General features: G+C 64.7%; 1 protein-coding gene. It reads right to left on the minus strand.

Annotated features, from left to right (window positions below; all coding sequences use genetic code 11):
• Positions 1 to 74 precede the first annotated feature (74 nt).
• On the minus strand, positions 75 to 500 hold the full coding sequence (locus tag AC1ROY_RS34025; protein ID WP_493153391.1) for a winged helix-turn-helix domain-containing protein: 426 nt from the start codon (positions 498 to 500) through the stop codon (positions 75 to 77).
• Positions 501 to 928 lie beyond the last annotated feature (428 nt).

Consider the following 928-nt stretch of genomic DNA (forward strand, 5'->3'; position numbering starts at 1 on the left):
ATCTGCAAATGCTGGACAGCCGAGCCTGAACGATTCAGCCTCGATCCAACCCATCAAATGCCGGGACTAAACACCTAACCTGGCTTCGTCCTGGAACCAGACCTCGATCCGCTCGGCTTCCGGGTGGTCAGCCGCGATCTGCGCAAGAGCTTGCGCAAAGCCCCCTTTTTGAACCGCTCCTGGGCGGCGTGGTCAGTCTCGGCAGGACGGGGCCGCGGCGTTTGCCGGGACAGATCGAGGCTGTGCATCAGCTTGCCCATGCCGCCCTCGCTGTAGGTCACGCCGAAGCGCTCCTGCACGATCTGGCAGAGGTCGACCAGCCGCCAGGTCGACACGTCATTTGCTTCGGGATCCGGCCCTTGCAGCACGATCGCCTTCAGTGTCTCCTGCTGGCCCTCCGTCCGCCGCCAGGGCCGACCATCGCCCCAGTGATCCGACAGCCCGGCTGGCCCGCCCCGATTGTAGCGGATGACCCAGTCCCGCAGGTTCTGCCGGTCCATTCCCGGCCACGCGCGCCGCCGCCTCCCGGCTCAGGCCTTCCAGCGCCGCTGCGATCGCCAGCAGGCGCCGCGCCACCCGCAGATCACGCTCCGCCTTCGCCAGGCGGCGCAACTCGCCAGGCGGCACGTCTTCCCGGATCATCAAAGCCGGCATGGTCCGCTCCACGAAGCCATCCCCGCTGATGAAGCACAGCCGCCCGCGTCGCCTCAAGCCCAAGAGTCAGCCGTTCGGTCGTCGGATATTAGTCCAGAGAATGTTGTCGTCTCGGTTCCTATCGCTGCTCCAGTCTTTCCCCGAACAAACTTTCTCTCATCGGTTGGCAGCGCGCTAAGGCGCAGGTTTGGCCGAGGTCCGCGGAACTACCTTGATGGTTCGATGCCGGAACGGAGACCATTTTCTCTCTCCGGAGGGCAGACACTCTCCAAAC

The organism is Roseococcus sp. GW821-FHT12F05 (genome assembly GCF_058806835.1).